Origin of the sequence: Veillonella parvula, from assembly GCF_024461875.1 — a bacterium.
Taxonomy (GTDB): domain Bacteria; phylum Bacillota; class Negativicutes; order Veillonellales; family Veillonellaceae; genus Veillonella; species Veillonella parvula_I.
Window position 1 is genome coordinate 1 of the sequence record NZ_JANGAL010000153.1, and the last position, 215, is coordinate 215.

General features: G+C 47.9%; 1 protein-coding gene. It reads right to left on the reverse strand.

Annotated elements, in window-relative coordinates; translation table 11 throughout:
• Positions 1-215: hypothetical protein (locus NE668_RS10185; protein WP_442806940.1), on the reverse strand; the 215-nt coding region annotated here is incomplete at both ends.

Consider the following 215-nt stretch of genomic DNA (forward strand, 5'->3'; position numbering starts at 1 on the left):
GCAAGGGCTGTATCTTGCACATAACTTTTCACTTCTCCATTCTCGGCTTGCTTCAAGAGGTTGTATGTCTCTTTATTCCACGCAACAGTTTCTTCTCTTTCTTCTCCGGAGAATGTCTTTCCCTTTTCCGGAACATGAAGCCCCTGTTGCCGGCTCTGCTCATTGCACCGGTCTTTCAAGTTCTGCAGATCCGCTTTGCTCCACTGCAACTTGTG